This is a genomic window from Micromonospora sp. NPDC049203 (assembly GCF_043197215.1).
Taxonomy (GTDB): domain Bacteria; phylum Actinomycetota; class Actinomycetes; order Mycobacteriales; family Micromonosporaceae; genus Micromonospora.
In genome coordinates this window covers 79,102-100,157 of the sequence record NZ_JBICSV010000003.1, presented here as the reverse complement: position 1 = coordinate 100,157, position 21,056 = coordinate 79,102, and the positions used below count along the sequence as shown (strand labels likewise).

Sequence of the window (21,056 nt, the reverse complement as noted above, 5' to 3'; positions counted from 1 at the left end):
CGTGCCGTACCCACTGGATCGGGCAGCAACCGCTCACGGACGGGGGTTCGTGCGTACCCAGCCCTTCTCGCGGTCGCGGCGGCCCACCGTGGCGGCCAGGCAGCGCGGGCAGAGCCAGCCTTCCGGGTCGGCCTCGGTGAGCACAACCCCTGGGGTACGCGGGCCGAGCGCGTACTCCCGTGGTGGTAGCCCGGTCGACGACTCCGGGACGACGACCGGCGGCGGTGCGCGTCCATACGCTGCCGCCGTCACCACTTGCCACGACCCCGAGGAGTCCCAGATGCCGATCCGTCACCTGCTCGCCACCGCAGTCGTCGGGGAGTTCGCCCCGGCCGCGCACACCACGCTCGCCACCGGGGGCATCGGCGGCTCCGGCCGGGTCGGGGCCACTGTCTTCGCCGTGGTGGCCCTGGCCAGCGTGGTCGTCGGCGGGCTGGCGCTGAGCCGGTCCGGTCGCGGGGCGGGCGAGGGCCGCGTCCAGGCCCTGGTGGCTGCCGCGGCGGGAGTGGTCGGCCTGGTCCTCAGCGCGTGGCACCTGGCGCTGACCACCGAGGGTCTCGGCAGCGGCCAGGGGCGTGCGGGCGCGGTCGCCGGGGTGGCGTTCGGGCTGATCGGGGCGGTGCTGGGCGGGCTGGCGCTGGCCCGTTCCCGCCGCACCGCCTGACCGGGTCGCTCGTCCGTCCCGGCGGCTCGCGTCGGCCCGGTCGCTCGCGCAGGCCGGGCTGCTCCTTCAGGAGGCGGTGAGCCAGCCGGGCACGGTGAGCCCCGACTCGTACGCGAGCACCACGAGCTGGGCCCGGTCCCGTACCCGCGTCTTGGTCATGATCCGGCTGACGTGCGTCTTCGCGGTGGCCGGGCTCAGCACCAGGCGGGCCGCGATCTCGTCGTTCGACAGGCCGGCGGCGACCAGGGCGAGCACTTCCCGCTCCCGTTCGGTCAGCGCGCTCAACCGAGGACCCGGGTCCGGATGCCGGGTGCGGGCGGCGAACTCGGCGATCAGCCGGCGGGTGACGGCCGGGGCGATCAACGCGTCGCCCCGGGCCACCACCCGTACGCCGTGGATCAGCTCCGCCGGCTCGGTGTCCTTGACCAGGAAGCCGCTCGCGCCGGCCCGCAACGCGCCGTAGACATAGTCGTCCAGGTCGAACGTGGTCAGGATGATCACCCGGGCGTCGGTGCCGGCGACGATCTTCCGGGTGGCGGCGAGCCCGTCCAGCAGCGGCATCCGGATGTCCATGAGGACGACGTCCGGCCGCAGTTCCCGCACCAGCCGGACCGCCGTGGCGCCGTCGGCGGCCTCGCCCACCACCTCGATGCCGTCCTCCCCGTCGAGGATGGAGCGGAAGCCGGCGCGTACCAGGGTCTGGTCGTCGGCGAGCAGCAACCGGATCACGTCGTCTCCCCCAGTTCCGCGCGTGGCCCCGGGACCGGCAGCGGGGCGGCCCGCAGCGGCAGGCGGGCCCGCACCAGGAACCCGCCGTCCGGGCCGGGCCCGGTGGTGAGCGAGCCGCCCAGAGCCCGGGCCCGCTCGTCCATGCCGAGGATCCCGGTCCCGGGCGGCCCGGCGGGACCGGCGCCGTCGTCCGCCACCTCCACCACCACCTCGTCGCCGTCCGGCACGACCCGGACCACCGCCGTGGTCGCGCCCGCGTGACGGCTCACGTTCGTGAGCGCCTCCTGGACGATCCGGTACGCGGACAGATCCACCTCCGGCGGCAACGGCCCGGTACCCGTCACCTCGGTACGCACCGCCAGCCCGCAGCGCCCCGCCGCCGTGACCAGCTCGCCGAGGCGGTCGAGACCGGGCGCGGGCCGGCTCGGGGTCGTATCCTCCTGCCGGAGCACGCCCAGCGCCGCCCGCAGCTCGCGCAACGTCTCCCGGCTCGTCTGCTTGATCACGGCGAGCGCCTCCGCCGACCGCTCCGGATCGGGCCGGTGCAACGCGGCGCTCGCCTGCACACTGATCAGCGAGAGATGGTGGCCGAGCAGGTCGTGCAGCTCACGGGCGATCCGCAGCCGCTCCTCGGTGGCCCGGTGCCGGGCCTCCTCCTCCTTGCGCCGCTCGGCCGCCAGCACGCGCGCCTGCACCTCGGCGAGGTAGGCCCGCCGGTTACGGGTCACGCCGACGATGACCGCGACGAGCCACCCGGCGTGCAGCAGCGTCGCGCCGTTCCCACTGACGCCGGTCCGGGTGTAGCTGTCGGCGACCGCGAAGGAGACGACAGAGGCCAGACCGAGCCCCACCGCGACAGCGAGGTGCCCCTCGTCGACGACCGTGTAGAGCGCCACGACGAACACCAGCATGATCGGCCCGGGGCGGTGCAGCAGAGCCCCGTACGCGGCCACCGCGGCCAGCGCCACCGCGCCCACCGCCACCGGGTATCGCCGGCGGAGGTAGAGCGCCGCGGAGGAGGCGAGGACGACAAGCAGCGCCACGATCTCGGCTGTGGTGTCGATGCCCTCCGACTGCACGATCAGGCCGAACAGGGCGACCAGGGCGACGGCGGGCACCAGTGCGGCTTCCGCTTTGAGGCCGTGTCGGCGCCAGCTCGACATTGCCGAAGCGTAGCGGTTCGCGGACGCAGCGGAGGGTCCCGAAGTGGGGCCGTGGCGGGCCGGAGGATGGTCGGGAGGGTCGATGAGCGACGCACGCCGGGCTGATCGGCTTCGGGTAACCTGTGCGTGCGGGCCGCTAGCTCAATGGCAGAGCTGTGGACTTTTAATCCATAGGTTCAGGGTTCGAGTCCCTGGCGGCCCACTCCGCTCCAGCTCAGCGGCCCTTTGTTGGGCCGCTGTTCGTGTCATTCGGGCCGATACAGCAGCGAAGTACAGCAGCAGCCGCCTCACCGGTCCAGTGCGCTACCGAGCCGCTTGAGCGCGTCGCGGGTGGCCGCCGACGAGACCACCGTGTAGATCTCCATCGTGATGGCGAACTGGGCGTGCCGGAGGATCTGCATCGCCACCCGGGGGTGGACGTCCAGGTCCGCCACGAGTGAGGCGCAGGTCCGCCGGGCGTCCCGTACGGTGATCCGCCGGACGCCGGCCGTGTCGCAGCGACGGTCCCAGAAGCGGTTGAAGTTGCGTGGCTCGACCGGCCGCCCGTAGCGGGTGGTGAAGATCAGGTCGGAAGGCTGCCATGCCGGGCCGGCGGCATCCCGGGCGGTGGTCTGGGCGGCACGGCGGCGGCCGAGCGCCACGGTGCAGATGTCCGGCAGCGGGAGGGTGGCGTCCGAGGCGGCCGTTTTCGTCTCCCGGTGCAGCAGTTCGGCACCGACCCGCTGGAGTTGCCGGTCGATGGTCAGCTCCCCAGCGTCAAGGTCGACGTCAGCCCAGGTGAGCCCCAGCATCTCGCCCTTGCGCAGACCGAGCACCAGGACCAGGACATACGCGGCGTAGAGCGGATCGTCGTCCGCGCGGGCCGACTCCAGGAAGCGCCGTGCCTCGTCGCTCGTCCATGCCTTCCGGTTGCGCTTGCGTACCGGGGGCAGCTTCACCAGGGATGCGACGTTGCGGGTGATCAGCCCGTCGGTGATCGCCTGGGACAGCAACGTCCGGAGCACGGTCCGCAGGTGCGTGACGCTGGTTGCCGAGGGTAGATCCTGGCAGCAGCGGCCGAGGGCACAGCAGCGACGCTGAGCCGGCTTCCGCCGCTCGTCCTTGCGTTGGGCGCAGCACTGGCAGGTCCGCCCGACCTCGTTGATCCACGTCTGCACGTCGCTGACCCGGAGCTTGTCGAGGCGCTTCCGGCCCAGCCCAGGCACAAGGTAGAGCCGGACGACCACCTCGTAGGTGACGTAGCTGCCGGGGGCGAGGTTCGGCTTGACGATCTCGCGGAGCCAGTAGCCGGCGTACTCCCCCACCGTCGGGGAGCGGGTCGCCACCGGGCCGACCTTCGCCTGCCCGTGCAGCTTGATCCACTTGTCGTGGACCTCCTCGCGGGTCTTGCCGTAGACCCACTTCCGGCCCCGCTTGCCGTCGGGCTTCTCGACCCAGACGTACGCGGCGAAGCCGTTGCGGTACGGGAAGATCGAGCCTTCGCCATTGGCTCGCGCACGTGCGGGCATCAGGCGGCCTCCTGGCGTTCGACCTGTTCGCGGATGTAGTCGTCGACCCATTCGGGGAGGATGCGGCGGTACTTGCCGTCCTTGATGGAGCGCAGCTCGCCGGTGGCGATCTTCATCTTGACCTTGGAGATGCCGAAGCCGAGCAGCACGGCGACCTCTGCCGGCGAGTACCAGCGGGGGCGGAGGTCGTGGTTCATGCGGCGGCCCCGGCGAGCCAGGATTCGTGGGCAAGTTCTTCGCGGCCTATACGACTGCTCTCCCGCCGCTGCATCGCGGCGGTGTTGACGAGCAGGGCGTCTCCGTCGGAGAGCCAGCCGGAACCGATGTAAGTAAGGGTGCCAACGGTGATCGTGTCTGCGAGTTCGTCGTCTTCGGTGCGACGGTAGGTGGTGCGGAAGTCGCGGAGCTGGCCGAAGGTGACGGAGTAGCGGCGGGCCTTGGTGAGGAAGTGACCGCCGAAGCCGAGCATGTGCGCCCAGCGGCGCAGCCCGCCGTACACGTTCGGTTTGGTGTCAAGGCCGTCTTGACGGTCGTTGGCGGTTGCGGCGCCACTGCTCGTATCTGTGTGGGTGGGCGTGCCGAGATGCCAGCAGGCGTCGATGAGGCGGGCAGCGTGGTCGCCTTCGGGATCGGCGTAGTCGTCGATCGTGGCCGGGGTGAGCCGGGCTGACGAGTGGCCGGTGGCCTCGGTGGCCTTGGTGGCGTACTTGGCGAGGTAGGCGGCCACCTTGCCGTCAGTCAGCTGCCCGCCAACGGTGTTGATGCGTCGGACGTCGACCTGCTCGCCCCAGGCGATCAACCAGCCTTCGGGCTGGTCGGGGTGCGCGGGCGTGGTGACGGTGATCTGCCGGGCGGCGGCGTGGATCGCGTCTTCCAAGTCGTCGACGGTGATGCCGGCTGGTGGCGGCACGAGCGCATCCGGGTCGTCGGGATCGACGCCGTCGAGGCGCAGTAGGGCGTGGAAGTGTACGGCTCCCCGGCGCTGCATTTCAGCGACCTTGCCGTGCGACACCCGTACCGGCGGTACCCATCGGACCTTGCCTGAGGCGGACACGACCCGGACGAAGGGGATACCGCGCTTGCGGCAGATGGCGGCGAGGCGGCGGTCGGCCGCTTGCTTGGTGCGTCGCCACAGTTCGCCGGAGAAGTGGTTCCAGACGACCTGGTGGGCGTGGTCGTAGCAGTCCCGGCACAACGGCTGGCCGAGCCGCGGATCGTCGGCTTCGTGGCGGGCGAAGCACGCCACGGACTGCCAATGGGCGCAGGTCCCGGCGCTGCTGCGAGCGCGGCAGGGTGCCGGTCGGCAGTCACAGCGATGCCGGTTGCGGCAGGTGTGGCGGGGGATGTGCCGGCGATGGACCGGGCCGAAGGACGGGGCGGTAAAGGTGGCGAAGACGACCGGGTGCCGGCCGACGGAGGCGGGGATGCCTTTGCCGCCGGTAAGGCCGCGACAGACGACTTGGTAGGCGTCGCCTTGGTAGACCCAGGCGCAGTCCCGGCAGACCGACTCGCGGCGGTTGCCGCACGCCTTGTAGAGCGTGCGGTCGGGCAGCTCGTCGGTGTGCATCTGGCCCGTGATGCGGCCGGTGTTCCGGTCGACGGCGGCGATGGTGCCGGTGAGGCGGATCGGACGGCTACAGCCGCCGGCGGGGCGGGTGTGCTCCAGCCAGCCGGAGAACTCCGGCGATGCGGCGCGGTGCAGGATCTGGGCGTCACGACCGGCGGCGAGGCCGGGGCGGTAGGCGGTGAGAATGGTTGTCTCCTCTTTAGGGGTGGCAGGGACGGGAGACGAAGCACCACCAGTCGTGGACGCCTGTCCGCTGGTGGTGTTCGTCGTGTCTCCTGGCACCGCCGAGAGGGCGGCTGACGCCGGAGGGCGGATTCGTGGTCGTGCCACTACCGCCGATCGGTCATGTCCTTTCGCGCTCGTGAACTCGGTCATGAGGGCCGGCACGGGTGGGGAGCCTGGGATATCGGCATCCGGCGGGTTTGCCGCAGGCTGCCCCACCCGTGGAGGTGTGCGAATCCGGGCCATCGTGGACGGCAGGCAAAGGCCGTACTGGGCCGCTCAGCGGATTCGGAGAGCCGGCATAGGGGCCGGTTCGATCGAGAGCCGACGGGACGTGGCCCGCATCAGCGGCAGGACGGCCGCTCGGCATCTCAGAAGTCGAGTCCGGCGATCCGGCAGGAAGGCCGCGCTGGCGTGCTCGACGAGCGCCAGAGTAGCACCGGGTACCGACACGTCAACCCGTCGTGACCTCTTGCGCCGGGGCGGGAAGGCCGGCTGCCGGCCGGTGTGGGAGGACTTTCTGTACGTCTATCAAGGCGGCCCTGAACGGGCCGCACGCGCCGCCGCCTGGGCGCGCGTCCGTCGCTCCGCTGGCGCTCCGACTCCGGCCACGCAACACGCCCGGCGGCTGGCACGGAGAGCGGGGAGCCCAGGGGCCGCCGCAGACGGTATAGCGGAAAGAGGGGTGAGGTCTGTCGCCGGCAGCCGGCCGTGCCGCGCTTGAGCAGCGCGGCGCAGGTGACGCACCGCCGGGTCCGCGCGGCAAGCCCCAGGCATGGGGCCGTGTCCGCCGAGGGCATGCCGGTTGTCCAGGAGCCGGCTCCGCAGCCGCTCACGGTCAGGTCAACTGCTCACCTAGGAGGAGAGGGTGGCCGCCGATGGCCAGCTCCGACCCTAGGAGCCGGGTCCGTGCCGGGCGAGGTCAGGTCAATTGCGCCACTGTGGCGGTGTCCGCCGGGGGCGCGGTTCGTGACACGAAAGCCAACTCGGTCCTTTCGGCAGGAGCCGTCCGTGCGTCAAGGCCGTCTTTGACGAGGCGGGACGGGGGGTGGCCCGGCTTCCCATGAGGGGTTGACGGCAGCGAGATGGGACCCTGCCAATGTAGAACAATCGACTATGCAGTTTTCCCTTCCTTCTGCTCGTCCGAGACATCAGGGTCCAGCCGGATGAGCTTGCCTTCCTTCAGTTCGTAGCCAATAGGCCAGACCGGGTGGGACTTAAAATGAACGTTTTTGAACGAAGCCGAAGGGGTGAACTTTGCGTATGAGAAGTTCGTCTCTGCAAAGAATTGTGCTCCGTCAAAGAACGTTACCGCGCTTAGGAAATGCGCCTGGTTGAAGCGGGCTTCGAAGAGGAATCGGGCATCCTTGAAGCTTACCTGGTCGTGGAACTTCGAGTGCCCGAACCATACTCGGCAATGGAACGTCGCACGATCAAAGAATGCGCGCCACTTGAAGGTTGTAACACCAAACAGTGCGCTGTCATAGAAGTTAGCATCAACAAAGACCGCCTTGTGTAGAACGGCGCCCGAGAATGCTGCTCCAATTAGAGCGGCTCCGCTCAGGTCTACGTCAGCATCCCGCCAGAAGTGTGCATGTGAGGGGCGCAAGCGCTCCTCCACGAGACTCAGGGCCGTAATCCTGACGTTGCGCTCAGCGAGGTCGACGTCTAGGGCGGCTGGATCGAAAGGCATCCGCAAATAAGCGCAGATGACCTTCATGCAGGTTTCCCGATCGCGCTCAGAATCGTCGGCGATTCGGGCAAGCGCGTACATACCTGCCAGTCGTACGGCTGCTGCTTCGTGGCCGAGTTGCTCTGATGCCTTTGTGAAGCGATCGGTAAACAGTCGGTCATGCTCTCTCACGCTATTGGACTCGTCATTTCGCTGCTTCCGGTAGCTGACATAAATTGCGGCCCCCGCGCCGGACCCAGCAACGACGGTCAGTGATGTCTTAAGGGCGTCGAGACTATTATCCTGCGCTCCAGGGATCCATCTTACGAAGAGAAGGTAAGCGGTTAGTGCGACTGCAGCGCCAAGCATGAGGAGCAGCAAGTAGACAACCAAGAAGGGCTTGGTTTGATGGCCCTTGGGTCGGCTGCTGTGACACCTTTCCCTGATTGATCGGAATAGTGTACCAATTCTCCGACTCGCTCTGCCGGACAACCATCTAGCCATGCGGGCATCCTAGTAGGACAGACGCCTCTTTATCCGGTGCGCATCTCAAGGAGACTACCGGGGCACACACGGGCACAAGACAGTGTGAAACGTCGGCAACCAGCCATCAGAGTCGTGAGCCCCGGAGTAGGCGTGACCAGTGCGTCGACCAGGCCGCCGCAGGTCACGGGAGAGGCGGACTAAGTTCCGCTTCAACGTCTGACACCCTAGCTGGGTGACCAACTGGGTGACGATGGGCGCGAGCAACGCCGGACGTCCGTGGATTCCGGTGGACCGTTCGGACCGGTCAGCCCTGCCGCTGGCGCAGCTCATCGACGGCTGATGGTTCCTTCGGGATGAAGAGGTCAAGCAGCGTTAGCGAGGTGGCCGGCGGGACGGAGGTGGCGGCACGGCACCTGGGCGCTGACCCGTATCCGACAACATCGCCCCACAGGGCTCTGCGAGGTGTTTCACTCTCGCATCTTTCGCCTAGCCTCTAGCAGGTGACCGACACGTTGCTTCGCTCGCTACGCGAGCACCTACTGGACGAGTCGGAGCCGCTCGCCGGGTTGCTCCGCAAGTGCCTGCTGCTTGGTGCCGAGACCGGGTCCGAGGCCCTCCGAGACTGGGCGCGCAAGGAGCTAAACGGGTACTCCGACGAGGATGAGGTTCCGACGTACCGCAAGTTCCATGACGTGCCGCTCTCGATGGACTCGACCAGCGGACGTTTCTGGAGGCAGGGCGACACCATCAGCCGACTCAATGTGCCGCCTGCAGCCCGGCAGTATGTGCCGGAGGAGATCACGTTCAAGCAGCCGGTCGAGGAGCTGCAGCAACTTGCAGGGCAACAGAAGTTGAAATTCACGGAACGTGGGCTGGCCGTTGCCCAGGCCGTCTGGAGCAGGGAGCTTGGTGCGTTTCAGAACATCGACAGCCTGTACTTCGTCATGAGCGGCTCGACGATAATGGGTATCCTCGGTCAAATCCGCACCAAGCTCGTGGACGTAGTCGCGGACCTCACTGGCGACACGCCGATGTCGGAGCTACCTAAGAAGGGCCAGGTCGACGCTGCGGTGAACCATCGTCTTGGGGACATCTACAACACGACGATCCAGACAGCCAGCGGGCCTGTCGCCATAGGCGCCAAGGCGAAGGCCAGCACCGAAGGCTTGACCGTCGAGGATGCACTTCGGCTGCTTGACAAGGTGCAACAGGCGGCAGCTGACATCGCAGAAACTCAGCGGCGCGAGCTGCTCGATGCCCTGACCGAACTCCGTAACGCCATCGAGAGCGAGGAGGCGGACACCGGCGACGTGGTCAAGAAGGTCGGGAAGCTGCGTGCGGTCGCCAACAAGCTCGGCGTCGCCTCAGTGGCCGCCGCCACTGGTGGAGCCGCCCAGGCCATCACCGAACTGGCCGTCAGTGGGGCGTTCGGCTGACTTCACATAGCCGCCGCCGTGTGCGACAGCAGCGCTGACAGCAACCGGCCGGGACGAGGGCAGCCGCCGGCGGCCGATCACGGACAGCCGCCCGAGGTCGCAGACGTGGACAGACGCTGCCGGACGGAGCGCCCAGAACTTACAAGCGAGGGGTCCTAGCACCCAGCGACGGCCCTTGCTCGTCATCAGCTAGTCCAGGCCTCAGCTTCCGCGAGGGCTTGAGAGCTGGCTGGTGGCAGGGATAGGCCGTTGGCTGAACCCGGTTGCCAGCTGTACCTTCAGCCGATGGTGAACGAGCCCACTACCGACGACTCGATCAAGGCTGTCTACATCGAAGGAGACAGCGAGGCCGAAGTCTTCAGCCGCGCTGCTAGCTGGTTCGGCCAGCGCGACGGGGCGGTCGAGATTCAAGCCGTCCACTGGCGCCGGCTCCACCACAAGTTGAACGACACCGAAGGCCTGTTCGAGCTGCACGTCTACTTTGAGCCACAGTCGGGATTTGAAGACTGACTTGCAACAGGCGACTCCGCCCGAGGGCCGGAGGCAGCGGGTAGGCATCATACCCGTCAGCAACCGCCAGCAGAAGACGATACAAGGCAGCAGACCAGCGGTGCTCTGTAGCGCAAGACCGCACCGGGAGGCATCAGATGATGCGCCATACAAGCGTTTACACCGAAGAGGTTCGTCCGTTAGCCGCTCGTCAGTTCTCGACCGCGCTGGAGCGCTTCGTACTCAGCAGTCGACGGCGCTTGAGCGATGTAACCCTGTGACACGACCATCTGGCGCAAGCTGTAAGCCCGGTTGACGTTACCTGCCTCGGACTCGTTGACCCGTAGAAGCACGTAGTCAGATGGTCCGCCATCCTTCAGTTCGTCGACAGCTTGAGAAAGCTCCGCTGGCTCCGTGACAAGCTGAACACCGTAGACCTGAGTCCCGCCTGGCATCCAGCCCCGCATGGTCCGCTCACGGTTCAGGCGAAGCTCCTTCGTCTGCTCCTCGGCAAGCTCCTTCTCAGCCTGTTGCCGGGCTCGCCAGTCTGCCCAAGCTGAGCGACTGCCGAGCAAAGCTATTATGCCGAGAACGACAGCAATGAGGCCGCTGACTGCATCGCCGAGGTTGCCTAGGTCATCGATGGTCACGCTCGTTAAAGGTATCGGGTCAGCGCAACCGGCGCGCTCCGGCTCGTAGCGCCTAGGGCTTGCAATCGAGGCATCAGGCGGGACCGAGGCAGCGAGAAGGCAGCGCGAATATCGATCAAGGACGGTTCCAAGGGTCGCTCGACGACGGCCGACGCCTGCTCGCCGATGAGGGTCGCCACCAGTTGGCAGCAGCCGACAGGTTGAGACCGCATCCCCCGACGGGGGTCGCCGAGGTTGCGTCAGCGGCCGACGCGGATGCGGTCGGCGGCGTACAGCTCGCGGGAGCCATCGGCGCGGAAGATCACGATGACCGGGATGCCCTCGCCCATCTCCAGCTCGCGCCGCTCGACAGGGGTGGGCATCCGAGCAGCGGCGGTGTCGCCCTTGAGGAGAGTCACCGTTTCGGTCGGCTCGACGGCCCGGACGAACGTCCCGCGCGGCGGTTCCACAATTACGAGCCCTTCCGACCGGAGCAGTGCTACCGCTTGTCGGACGCTGGTGCGGCTCAGCCCGTACTCCTGAGCCAACCGCAGCTCGCTGGGCAGTGAGGCCCCGGGCGCGAGGTCGCCAGACGTGATCCGGTCTCGCAGGAGGTCTGCGAGCTGCCGGAACACGGCGCGATCCGCACTCGGGTCGATCACGAAAGTGACGCTACGTGTCCAACAGCTCTACATCTTATTGTATCTACAGTCCTACGTCGTTACGGTGATGTGAGCTGCAGCGTCACGCTGTGAGCCGGTCTGCGGGGGGCACCCGCAACCTTGATCGAGAGCCGAGGGAGGCCCGATGCCTCGTGTCTCGTACGAGGAGTACCTGATCGCCGTCGCGCTCACTCTGGCCAGGCGGCACCGGCCGGTCTGGTCATGGGAGCGATGGCGGAGGGTCTGCCGATGCGGAAGCGAGCTGCCCTGTCGTACAACGCATCGGATCCCGATCAATCGAGGCCACTGGCCTTCTGAGAACGACCGGCAAGACGCCCGCCCAACGAACCAGGAGGCGGCGAAGGGGCTGCGGAGATGACGACTCACCTCCCGGTCACACCGGCTTGGACCTGCGGCGGCTGCGGTGCCGACTGGCCCTGCCAGACGCGGCGACGCGAGCTGCGAGCCGAGTACGACCGCGCCCCGGTGTCGATGGCTCTCTACCTGGCCGCCCAGCTCGTTGACGCCGCCCAGGACCTGGCCCACGTCCCCGCCGGCCACCTGCACCACCGATTCCTCGGCTGGACCCGATGAGCATCCTTCGGCCCGGGGACGAAAAGTTCCACTACAGCGACGGCTCTCACAAGTGGACCCCGCCAGACCTGGACTACGACCAGGAGGTCTGGGAGGAGCAGGTCCGCCAGCACAAGCAAGGCCACCTCAGGAACGAGCGCCCCAAGGTCCGCATCCAGCGGCTTATCTGATGCCAGCAGTACAGCAGCGAAGTACAGCAACCGTGCCAGCCGAACCAAGCCGAGAAGCGCGCCAGCAGGCCCGATGACCTCGCACCGCGCCCGACCCAGCCAGTTCGCCGGCAATCCATAGGTTCAGGGTTCGAGTCCCTGGCGGCCCACTCCGTTCCAGCTCAGCGGCCCTTTGCAGGGCCGCTGTCTTTGTCAGCACGCCTCGTACAGCAGCGAAGTACAGCAGTAGCGCCTCACCGGTCCAGTGCGCTGCCAAGCCGCTTGAGGGCGTCGCGGGTGGCCGCCGAGGACACCACCGTGTAGATCTCCATGGTGATGGCGAACTGCGCGTGCCGGAGGATCTGCATCGCCACCCGAGGGTGCACGTCCAGGTCCGCAAGGAGCGAGGCGCAGGTCCGCCGGGCATCCCTGACGGTGATCCGCCGGACTCCGGCCGCGTCACAGCGCCGGTCCCAGAAGCGGTTGAAGTTGCGCGGCTCGACTGGCCGCCCGTAGCGGGTGGTGAAGATTTGATCTGAGGGCTGCCAGGCGGGACCGGCGGCATCCCGGGCGGCACTCTTCGCGGTGCGGCGGCGAGCGCCACGGTGCAGATGTCCGGCAGCGGCAGGGTTGCGGCCGAGGCGACCGTCTTCGTCTCCTGGTGCAGCAGTTCGACACCGACGAGCAAGGGCTGATGGCCTGCTATAAAATTATCAACCGTTGCTCGCCGAGGCAACATTCCAGCCAAGTAGCGCGGCGGCGCTAGCGAATTGGCTAGCGCCGCCGCAATTATCATTCGCAGATTGGCTAGCTTGAGCTAACCTAGCAAACCCGAGTCGGCGAAAGCTCCACCTTGGTCACCCTGATACCGTTGGGATACCACACCGTGGAGTCGTTGCAGAACACATCCCGCTCGCCGCTGCTATAGGTGATGTATCCGGACCAAGCTACGCTCGAAAAGCTGCCCGCATCCTTATTGAACGGGTAGTAGGTACCGGTGCAGCTGAACGTAGATTTAGTTCCGTCCTTGTACCTAAGTACTGCCTGTACGCTGCTGGGCTGGCAACTCTGCACTCTGGCCTGCGCCGGGGCTGCGGCAACTAGGGAACTGGCGGCGACAGTGGCAGTGGCAAGAAACGTCAACGCTACTGCCTTATTAGTGTCAAGCAACTTCTTTGCCCGCATCTTCATAACACTAACCCCCGCCGGGTCTCGTTGAGTGATTGTGGCGAATATATGGCATCTGCCTCTCGCTTGCAAGAGGGCAACTGTCAGTAACCATGCGTGGCAGCATCAAGGACCGAGGTGGCGATGGATTGCGCCGCTCGTCGAGTCCGCTCACGCGCACTCACGTTGCGTGAGGTGCGCCGAAATCTCGCCACTCTGGAACAAGGGCCTCGACGCATCGTGAGTGGCTGAGTGGCGCGTGGGGAGATGGCCCGACACCGCACGCTTCCTTAACCGTGTCCGCTGGACACCAGAGGCCGCCGACTGCGACGAGGGGATCCGCTCGGGGCGCGAAGGGGCACAAGACGCCGTCAAACGTCGGCCACCATCCGGCAGCGGCAGAAACCCACGACAAGGCGCGGCCAGCGTGCCGACGGCAGCCGGCACTCCGATCAAAGCTTGCGGAGCTGATCGGCGCAGCGCTCTGGGCACTTCCACCTCGACGAGCGCGGAGGAAACGAGCGGTACGTCGTCGTGATCGTTGAGCCAGGAGACAAGGTCCACGCTGCACACCTCCTGCCGAACCAGCTTGACGACGGCAGCTGAAGCGAAATAGATCAGCAGCGTCTCTCGTCACGCATCGCAGCGAGCGGGGCGGCCACATCCACACTCTCGTCACCGAGCTTTGGTGCGAGTGGAACAGAGCCGCCGACGGTGGGGGCGACAGCTCGCCCGGCCGCTACCAACTTGACCAAGACCGACCGGTCATCGCCAACGGGGACAATTCGGGCGATCGGTCGGCCACGGTCGGTGATCTCGACGGTCTCGCCGCCACTCACCCGAGCCAACACCTGGCTCGTGTTCTGGTTCAGCTCCCGGACCCCGATGCGTTCCATGGCTATCAGTGTCGAACAACGTGTTCTACGGTTCGAGCTTCTGGCGTCGGCCGCGCTTCCTGTTCGCTGACCAGAAAGTTCCGCGAGCCCTGGGCCACGGCGACCGACTGGCGCTGACGGGCCTAGAGAAGGACGGAATTGTCCGCTTCTGATCCCCGCCGCGTGGGTCGCGAACACCAGCGCGTGTATCGGATCTCCAAGGACGACCTGCCTCGGTCGGCTGACGCCGATCGTGGCGTTGTCCTGGAAGAACAACGACAGTCAGCTACCCTCCATCGCATGGATTCCCCTCGCTACGATGACGCCCGCCGGCGTCGATAGAGGCGCCGCCACGGGGGAGGTAGCGTCCACATGAAACGCCTCAGAGCTGCTGTCCCGATCGCCGTCGTCGCCGCCGGGCTCACCGTCGGCTCTCCGGCCTCAGCCGCCACTTCCTACGATGTTCCGCTGAAGAGTTGGGCCTATCTCGACTCGCAGAGCCCCAGGGCGAAGTTCGTCGACGCGGACGTGACGCCGCCGGTCGGCACGTCCCGCGACGCGGCCGGTCGGACGCACACCTACCGCTCCTACTTCACGTACGACCTGAGCAACTTGAAGGGCACTGTCGTCCACGACTCGTACCTGTGGACCGTCGAGAAGACGGTCACCGACTGCTCCGCCCCGGCGACCATCGAGGTGTGGCGGACCCGCCCGGTCACTGACAGCACCACCTGGCTGCGTCCGCCGGCCGAGGTCGAGAAGCTCCTGACCACCACTCGGGGGGCCGGCGCCTCCTGCCCGGCCTACCTGGGCCTGGACATGGTGGCCACGCTCAACGCGGCGCTGAGCCGGCGCGACAAGAGCATCACCGTGGAGATTCGGGTCGCCGCCGTTCAGGAGGCCGACGTGCGGACCGGTCGCACCTTCGCCAAGCCGGTGCTGAGTGCCACGGCGAACCATCCGCCCACGATCACCGGCCTGCAACTGAAGTACCCGGACCGGCCGTGCGGAACGCTTGCCAAGCCGTCGCCCGCGGCGCGGAACACGGTGTTCGCGGCCACCGCCAGCGATCGGGACGAGGGCGACTACACCACCGTGCTGTACGCGATCTGGCCGGTCGACCATCCCGATCAGCGTCGCGAGTTCCACGACTACTACGGCACGGACCTGAGCCAGTACGCCGACGGCACGGTCCTCGCCTGGCAGGCCCGGGCCAGCGACTACGACGACGAGGGGCCGTGGAGCAAGACCTGCTACATCGTCATGGACGTGACCGCTCCGGCGAATCCGCCGCAGGTCTCGTCGCGGACGTATCCGGAGGGCGACTCCCCGGGCGGTGGCACGGGCATCGAGGGCACGTTCCGCTTCGACGGGGCCGGCGACCGTGACGTGGTTGCGTTCGCCTGGCGTGACTCCTCGGGGTATTCCGGGCAGGTTCCCGCCCGGCGCCCGGGCGGCACGGGGATCCTGAAGTACACCCCGAAGCTGCGGTTCAGCACCGACCTCTACGTCGCGTCCGTCGACGCGGCGGGCAACCGCGGACCCGAGAAGAACTACCGGTTCCGGGTCGCCGAGACCGCGCCGTACGCCGAGGTCGTGGTGAACGGCGTCGGCCTGCCGAGCACGATCACGTTTGTCGCGTCGAAGCCCGAGACCACCGCGTTCGGGTATCAGCTCAAGGACGGCGCTGAGGTCCGCCTCCCGGCGGTCGACGGCAAGGCCACCGGTCCGATCACGTTCACCACAACAGGCCAGATCGAGATGGCTGTCCGCAGCTATGCCCGGAACAAGCTGATCGGGCAGGAGACGCTGAACGTCTGGGTCACCGACGCCCCCGGCGTCGAGTCGGCGGAGTTCAACCTGGACACCGACCAGGTCGCGGGCAAGGTCGGCACGTTCCGCTTCACCCCACGCAACAGCGACGTCGTCGCCTACCAGTACTACCTCGACGACGAGTAGAAGACCATTTCGGCGGCCGAGGACGACATCGCCGTGCTGTCGTGGACGGCGACGCCGGGCTGGCACTCGATGGTCGTCCGGTCGGTGAAGGCGGACGGTTCCACGTCGATGGAGACCCAATATCAGTTTTTCATCATCGACGCGCGCCCGACCGCCTACGCGCACGACCTGTCCAGTTGGCCCCGCCGGGACGGGGTCGGCGTGCCGTTGAGCATCGAGTTCGGAAGCCGGCTGCCGAACCTGACCGGGTTCGTCTACCGGTTCGACGGCGGCGCCGAGCAGACCGTGTCCAGCGAGGGCAACCCGTACGCCTACGTCACTGTCACGCCGCAGCACTCCGGCGACAACACAGTGGTCGTTCAGGCGCTGTTGTCGGACGGCACCCGATCACCCGCCACCACCTACACGTTCCGCATCTGGTCCGGGCCCGTGGTCACGCAGACGCCGGAGGGCGACGCCGTTGTCGGCCGGCCCGTGACGTTCACGTTCCGTCCGGGGCTGCCGGATGTCGTCTCGTACCGCTATCTGCTGAGGGGTGCCGAGGAGCAGACGATCGCGGCCGGTCCCGACGGCACCGCGACTGTCACGTACACGCCGGGTTCGTGGGGCTACGACGACGTCCGGGTCACGAGCGTCGGCGCGGACGGCACCGAGTCGGAGCTGCGGATCGCGGCCTTCAGCGTCCGGGACAAGATGGTCAGCGTGTACAGCACCTACGACTGGTCGCGGAAGGGGATCGGCTGGACCGGTTACTTCTACTTCCACACGCAGCTGTTCGGCGAGGTGACCGAGTACCACTACCGCGTCAACGACGGCCCGGAGCAGGTCCTGCCGGCGAGCACCGAGGGCACGTCGACGCGGGTCGCGGTGCCGTTCGAACGCAACGGCACCAACACGATCCACGTGCGGAGCCGTACGGCGGACGGCGAGTTCTCGCCGGTGACGGACTTCGAGTTCACCGTCGGCAACGCGCCGTACGTCGTGAGCGCTCAGTATCCGGACGGCACCTGGTCGGGCGGCGCCGGTGTTCCCGGCACCTTCGAGTTCAGCGGCGGCACCCCGGGAATCGTCTCCTTCACCTGGCAGATCGACGACGGACCGGCGACGGACGTGCCGGCGGACAGCCAGGGGAAGGCGTCGATCACCTACACGCCGACGCAGAACTACCAGACGTACACCTTGTCGGTGACCGGCCACAAGGCGGACGGCACCGACACCGATGTCACCCGCTACTACATCTACGTCGCCAACGGCGGCTGACGACGCGGTACGCGGCCGGCACTGTCTGTCGATCGGGTGCCCCCACGCTAACGCTCGTTAGGTCTATGGTCAGCGACCATGGTGAATGCGAATCGCAATCTGGGGCTGGGGCACGGCAGCGCATTCGGCGAGCGTGGGGTGGCGAAGAGACTCGGCACATTGAGCCGGCACACATCGCTGACCGGCCGGCGATTACTGGAGATCGGCTGCGGGGACGGCACGTACACGATGCGGCTGGTCGACGCGTTCGCGCAGATCGAGGCCGTGGACATCCAGCAGGACCGGCTGAAACTGTTCCGGGATCGGCTGGCCGACGATCCGGCGGCGGCCCGGAAGATCAACGTACGGGAGCTGTCCGCCACCGAACTGGACTACCCGGACGGCAGCTTCGACCTGGTCACCGCCATCGAGGTGGTGGAGCACATCGACGACCTGGATGCGGCCCTGCGGCAGGTCCACCGCGTGCTCGTGCCCGGCGGCCGGTTCGCGCTGACGACGCCCAACCGGTGGTTCCCGTTCGAGACGCACGGCTTCCTGATCCGAGGCCGGCGGTACCGGCCGGCGCGGGGTCCGTTCCTGCCGTGGATCGTGCCGCTGCACCGTCGGCTCGCCGACGCCCGCTCCTTCACCGCCCGTGGATTGTCCGGGCAACTCCGGCGGGCCGGGCTGGAGCCGATAGCGGTGGACTACATCATGCCGCCGTTCGACAGGTCCCGCTTCGGACGCCGCATCCGGCCGGTGACCGACGCGATCGAACGCTCGCCGCTGAAGTTCTTCGGCATGGCCCTGGCGGTTGTCGCCCGCCGCCCGGCATGACGGTCCTGCCACGGGAAGCGTCCCAGGTTTAGCAGCTTGCCGGATGGTTATGAGGGGAATCGATCCGTAGACCGACGATCGAGGAGAGAGCCGATGGCCAGCGGTGCGATCCCGTCCGACGATCCGACCCGTACCCTCGTCCACGCCCGGCCCGACGACCCCGGCCTCGCGCACCTCGCCATCGCGGGCGGCACCTACACGATCCTGGTCACCGGTGAGCAGACGGCCGGCCGGTACTGCCTGATCGACATGCGGGTTCCGCCCGGTGGTGGCCCGCCTCCGCACCGGCACGACTTCGAGGAGATGTTCACGGTGCTCGACGGGGCGGTGGAGTTCACGTTCCGGGGCGAGCAGACCGTGGCGCGGGCCGGTGAGACGGTGAACATTCCGGCGAACGCGCCGCACTTCTTCCGCAACTCCTTCGACCAGCCCGCGCGGCTGCTGTGCATGTGCACGCCGGCCGGGCAGGACGAGTATTTCCTGCGCGTCGGCGACCGGGTGGACGGTCCCACCTCGCCGCCGCCGGCTCTCACCGAGGAGGAGCAGGCCGAGCGCCGGAACCGGGCCGCCGCGCTGGCGGCCGACTACCGCACCGAGTTGCTGATCGGCTGACACCGGCAGCACGCGAGCACCACGAAAACGGCTAACCGCCGTGGCCGAGACCACGACGGTTAGCCGTTTTCCGTACGAGGAGGTCAGCTCGCCGCGACGAGCTGGAACCGCTGGTTGGCCTGGCCGTTGCAGTCGTAGATCTGCACCTGCTGGCCGTTGCCGGTGCCCCAGACGTCGAGGCAGCGGCCGGACTGGACTCCGCTGATGGTGCCGTTGGAGTTCACGTTCCACTGCTGGTTGGTCTGGCCGTTGCAGCTGTAGATCTGGACGGCCGAGCCGTTGCCGGAGCCGGCGGCGTCCAGGCACATCGAGCCGTACACGGTCAGTTGCCGGCTGGAGGTGTAGGTCCACCGCTGGTTGGTCTGGCCGTGGCAGTCGTAGAGCTGCACCCGGGTGCCGTTGCTCTGCGAGGAGTTCGGTACGTCGATGCACCGGCCGGACTGGCTGCCGACGATCCGGCTCGCGCCGCCGGTCGGCGGCGGCGTGGTCGGTCCGCCGGTCGGCGACACGGTCGGCGTCACGGTCGGCGTCACGGTCGGGGTGGGGTTGGGCGTCGCGGCGTTGAGGGCGTTGAGGACCGAGTTGTACGCGGCCTTCTTGTTGCCGCTGCCGTCGAACAGCAGCGGGTTCTCGTTCGAACGCCACGAGTCGCTGTCCCGCACGCCCCACACGGTGATGCCGATGCAGCGCGGCACGTTGATGCACGCCTGGGTCAGCCCGGCGTACTGGCTGGTGGAGGAGTTGGTGACGTCGACCTCGGTCAGCGCCACGTCGACACCGAGGGCGGCGAAGTTCTGCAGCGTGGTCTGGAAGTTGCCCGGCAGCGAGCTACCACCGGTGAAGTGGGTCTGCAGACCCACGCAGTCGATCGGCACCCCACGGGACTTGAAGTCCCGGATCATGTTGTAGACACCCTGGGTCTTGCCGTACGACCAGTTCTCGATGTTGTAGTCGTTGTAGCAGAGCTTGGTCGACGGGTCGGCCGCCCGCGCGGTCCGGAACGCCACCTCGATCCAGTCGTTGCCGGTGCCCTGAAGGTTGGAGCTGCGGCGACTGCCGTCCTCGTTGAACGCCTCGTTCACCACGTCCCACGCGGCCAGCTTGCCCTTGTAGTGGGCCATCACGCCGTTGATGTGGTCGATCATCGCCTGACGCAGGTTGCTGCCGTTAAGGCTCTGCATCCACGGCGGCTGCTGCGCGTGCCAGGCCAGCGTGTGCCCGCGGACCTGAAGACCACGCTGGGTGGCCCAGTTGTAGATCTGGTCACCCGAGGAGAAGTTGAACTGGCCCCGGTTGGGCTGCAGCGCCTCCGGCTTCATCTCGTTCTCGGCAGTGATCATGTTGAACTCACGCGCCGCGATCGTGCTGTAGGTCGAGTCGTTCAGCCGGTTCGCCGCGATGGCGGTGCCGAAGTAGCGGCCGGACTGTGCCGCGGCGGCGCCGAGCGTGCTCGCCGCCGCCTGGGCCAGGCTGGGCACCACGAGCGCGGCACCGGCAAGTGCCAGCGCGCTGGTGACGGCGGCCAGCACCACGCGGTGGCTGCGCCTCGGTAGATGTTTCATGACACTCCTCTGCATATCGGACGATGATGCGCTGGCGATGCCCGGCTGGACGCGGACGGGGCCGGCGGTGCGCAGGCCCTCCGCGTCACTGCCCTGAAACTTTCCGAAGATGTACCGGTAACTTCCCTGGGAAGATATCCGCGACGGCACGATCGGTCAATGTCGATGCCACGTCGAATATGGGCGCGCCCCGCAGGATCAGGGCAGCAGCCCATGGACGACAGTCACGGCGCGACGTTCGGCCCCAGACCGTCAGAGCACAACGAGGACCGAAAGTTTCGGAGAATCCCGGCGGGGCCGGTCAGCGATCGGCGGTGTCGTCGTACCGCTCGCGGTTGGCGCGCACCTCGTCCATGTGCGCCTCGGCCCACAGCTTCATGCCGTACATGAGCTGGTGCAGCGACTGACCGAGGTCGGTCAGCTCGTAGGTGACAGTCACCGGCACGCTCGGCGTCACGGTGCGGGTGACCAGGCCGTCGCGCTCCAGCGAGCGCAACGTCTGGGTGAGCATCTTCTGACTGACCCCGGCCAGCCGGCGGGACAACTCGGAGTAGCGCATGACCCGCGGCTCCGCGTTGCGGTCCGGGCCGTCGCGGCCCAGCGCGGCCAGGATCAGCGCCACCCACTTGTCGGAGATGCGGTCCAGGAGCTGCCGGCTCGGGCATTCGGCGAGGAACGCGTCGTACTCCTCCCGCGCCTGCGCCCGCCGCTGCGCCGCCGTCTGCGTCGGCATCGTCCGCGCCTCCTACCCGGGGGTACCCAACGCACTCCGAAGTGCGTACTTCCCGAAAGAAAGTTACCCCTCCATCGTGGAGCGGGAACACCCCTCACGAAC

At 67.6% G+C, this 21,056-nt stretch carries 21 protein-coding genes, 1 tRNA gene and 1 pseudogene; 10 read left to right on the top strand and 13 right to left on the bottom strand.

Annotated features, from left to right (window positions below; genetic code table 11):
* Nucleotides 1–33: 33 nt before the first annotated feature.
* Nucleotides 34–255, bottom strand: a complete 222-nt coding sequence (locus ACGFIA_RS09430; protein WP_357390793.1) for a hypothetical protein — start codon at nucleotides 253–255, stop codon at nucleotides 34–36.
* Between the two features lie 25 nt (nucleotides 256–280).
* On the opposite strand from ACGFIA_RS09430, the gene ACGFIA_RS09425 reads away from it, so the two are divergent.
* A complete protein-coding gene (locus ACGFIA_RS09425; RefSeq protein ID WP_393259416.1) occupies nucleotides 281–664 on the top strand; it encodes a DUF6223 family protein in 384 nt (127 codons plus the stop codon).
* A gap of 66 nt (nucleotides 665–730) precedes the next feature.
* On the opposite strand, the gene ACGFIA_RS09420 is transcribed toward ACGFIA_RS09425, so the two are convergent.
* Together ACGFIA_RS09420 and ACGFIA_RS09415 are read right to left on the bottom strand one after the other, a co-directional pair.
* Nucleotides 731–1,393 (bottom strand): response regulator transcription factor, encoded by a 663-nt coding sequence (locus tag ACGFIA_RS09420; RefSeq protein ID WP_357500508.1) that lies wholly within the window; start codon nucleotides 1,391–1,393, stop codon nucleotides 731–733.
* Nucleotides 1,390–2,556 (bottom strand): sensor histidine kinase, encoded by a 1,167-nt coding sequence (locus ACGFIA_RS09415; RefSeq protein ID WP_393259414.1) that lies wholly within the window; start codon nucleotides 2,554–2,556, stop codon nucleotides 1,390–1,392. Before ACGFIA_RS09415 ends, ACGFIA_RS09420 begins: the two co-directional genes overlap by 4 nt.
* Before the next feature lie 130 nt (nucleotides 2,557–2,686).
* Between ACGFIA_RS09415 and ACGFIA_RS09410 the strand changes: the two genes are divergently transcribed.
* Nucleotides 2,687–2,758 (top strand) — tRNA-Lys (locus ACGFIA_RS09410).
* 85 nt (nucleotides 2,759–2,843) lie between these two features.
* On the opposite strand, the gene ACGFIA_RS09405 is transcribed toward ACGFIA_RS09410, so the two are convergent.
* The 4 genes from ACGFIA_RS09405 to ACGFIA_RS09390 form a co-directional block, all read right to left on the bottom strand.
* Nucleotides 2,844–4,064: a tyrosine-type recombinase/integrase gene (locus tag ACGFIA_RS09405; protein ID WP_393259412.1), complete on the bottom strand. Its 1,221-nt coding sequence runs from the start codon at nucleotides 4,062–4,064 to the stop codon at nucleotides 2,844–2,846.
* The gene (locus tag ACGFIA_RS09400) at nucleotides 4,064–4,261 is read right to left on the bottom strand and encodes an excisionase family DNA-binding protein (protein ID WP_089001262.1); all 198 of its coding nucleotides are present in this window, start codon (nucleotides 4,259–4,261) and stop codon (nucleotides 4,064–4,066) included. Before ACGFIA_RS09400 ends, ACGFIA_RS09405 begins: the two co-directional genes overlap by 1 nt.
* Nucleotides 4,258–5,817, bottom strand: a complete 1,560-nt coding sequence (locus ACGFIA_RS09395; RefSeq protein WP_393259847.1) for a replication initiator — start codon at nucleotides 5,815–5,817, stop codon at nucleotides 4,258–4,260. The genes ACGFIA_RS09400 and ACGFIA_RS09395 overlap by 4 nt, the downstream gene beginning before the upstream one ends.
* A 1,150-nt stretch (nucleotides 5,818–6,967) precedes the next feature.
* On the bottom strand, nucleotides 6,968–7,717 hold the full coding sequence (locus ACGFIA_RS09390; RefSeq protein ID WP_393259410.1) for a pentapeptide repeat-containing protein: 750 nt from the start codon (nucleotides 7,715–7,717) through the stop codon (nucleotides 6,968–6,970).
* 794 nt (nucleotides 7,718–8,511) lie between these two features.
* Here ACGFIA_RS09390 and ACGFIA_RS09385 point away from each other — a divergent pair.
* Both ACGFIA_RS09385 and ACGFIA_RS09380 read left to right on the top strand, forming a co-directional pair.
* Entirely contained in the window at nucleotides 8,512–9,447 is a 936-nt protein-coding gene (locus ACGFIA_RS09385) for a hypothetical protein (protein ID WP_393259408.1), read from the top strand.
* Between the two features lie 285 nt (nucleotides 9,448–9,732).
* A complete protein-coding gene (locus ACGFIA_RS09380) occupies nucleotides 9,733–9,957 on the top strand; it encodes a hypothetical protein (RefSeq protein ID WP_393259406.1) in 225 nt (74 codons plus the stop codon).
* A gap of 179 nt (nucleotides 9,958–10,136) precedes the next feature.
* On the opposite strand, the gene ACGFIA_RS09375 is transcribed toward ACGFIA_RS09380, so the two are convergent.
* Nucleotides 10,137–10,586 carry a hypothetical protein gene (locus ACGFIA_RS09375; protein WP_393259404.1) on the bottom strand — a complete coding sequence of 150 codons (450 nt, stop codon included), beginning with the start codon at nucleotides 10,584–10,586 and terminating at the stop codon, nucleotides 10,137–10,139.
* A 239-nt stretch (nucleotides 10,587–10,825) separates the two neighbouring features.
* Entirely contained in the window at nucleotides 10,826–11,227 is a 402-nt protein-coding gene (locus tag ACGFIA_RS09370; protein ID WP_393259402.1) for a GntR family transcriptional regulator, read from the bottom strand.
* A gap of 375 nt (nucleotides 11,228–11,602) precedes the next feature.
* On the opposite strand from ACGFIA_RS09370, the gene ACGFIA_RS09365 reads away from it, so the two are divergent.
* On the top strand, nucleotides 11,603–11,821 hold the full coding sequence (locus ACGFIA_RS09365) for a flavin reductase (protein ID WP_355514593.1): 219 nt from the start codon (nucleotides 11,603–11,605) through the stop codon (nucleotides 11,819–11,821).
* Nucleotides 11,822–12,224: 403 nt separating this feature from the next.
* On the opposite strand, the pseudogene ACGFIA_RS09360 reads toward ACGFIA_RS09365, so the two are convergent.
* A pseudogene (locus ACGFIA_RS09360) lies at nucleotides 12,225–12,670 on the bottom strand (tyrosine-type recombinase/integrase); the annotation flags it as partial.
* 1,084 nt (nucleotides 12,671–13,754) lie between these two features.
* Entirely contained in the window at nucleotides 13,755–14,033 is a 279-nt protein-coding gene (locus ACGFIA_RS09355) for a type II toxin-antitoxin system prevent-host-death family antitoxin (protein WP_357468306.1), read from the bottom strand.
* A gap of 8 nt (nucleotides 14,034–14,041) precedes the next feature.
* Here ACGFIA_RS09355 and ACGFIA_RS09350 point away from each other — a divergent pair, with 8 nt between their 5' ends.
* From ACGFIA_RS09350 to ACGFIA_RS09330, 5 genes are all read left to right on the top strand, one after another.
* On the top strand, nucleotides 14,042–14,185 hold the full coding sequence (locus tag ACGFIA_RS09350) for a hypothetical protein (protein ID WP_357468309.1): 144 nt from the start codon (nucleotides 14,042–14,044) through the stop codon (nucleotides 14,183–14,185).
* 199 nt (nucleotides 14,186–14,384) lie between these two features.
* Nucleotides 14,385–15,971, top strand: a complete 1,587-nt coding sequence (locus ACGFIA_RS09345) for a hypothetical protein (RefSeq protein WP_357468312.1) — start codon at nucleotides 14,385–14,387, stop codon at nucleotides 15,969–15,971.
* Nucleotides 15,972–16,004: 33 nt separating this feature from the next.
* The gene (locus ACGFIA_RS09340) at nucleotides 16,005–17,231 is read left to right on the top strand and encodes a hypothetical protein (RefSeq protein WP_393259399.1); all 1,227 of its coding nucleotides are present in this window, start codon (nucleotides 16,005–16,007) and stop codon (nucleotides 17,229–17,231) included.
* Nucleotides 17,232–17,390: 159 nt separating this feature from the next.
* Nucleotides 17,391–18,047 (top strand): class I SAM-dependent methyltransferase, encoded by a 657-nt coding sequence (locus ACGFIA_RS09335; RefSeq protein ID WP_357468318.1) that lies wholly within the window; start codon nucleotides 17,391–17,393, stop codon nucleotides 18,045–18,047.
* Nucleotides 18,048–18,140: 93 nt separating this feature from the next.
* Complete coding sequence (locus ACGFIA_RS09330) at nucleotides 18,141–18,659, top strand: cupin domain-containing protein (RefSeq protein WP_043327473.1); 519 nt, start codon at nucleotides 18,141–18,143, stop codon at nucleotides 18,657–18,659.
* Nucleotides 18,660–18,742: 83 nt separating this feature from the next.
* Here the strand turns inward: ACGFIA_RS09330 and ACGFIA_RS09325 are convergent, their stop codons facing one another.
* Nucleotides 18,743–20,221, bottom strand: coding sequence for an endo-1,4-beta-xylanase (locus ACGFIA_RS09325; protein WP_393259397.1), 1,479 nt, complete (start codon nucleotides 20,219–20,221; stop codon nucleotides 18,743–18,745).
* Between the two features lie 301 nt (nucleotides 20,222–20,522).
* The gene (locus ACGFIA_RS09320) at nucleotides 20,523–20,954 is read right to left on the bottom strand and encodes a helix-turn-helix domain-containing protein (RefSeq protein ID WP_357468326.1); all 432 of its coding nucleotides are present in this window, start codon (nucleotides 20,952–20,954) and stop codon (nucleotides 20,523–20,525) included.
* Nucleotides 20,955–21,056 lie beyond the last annotated feature (102 nt).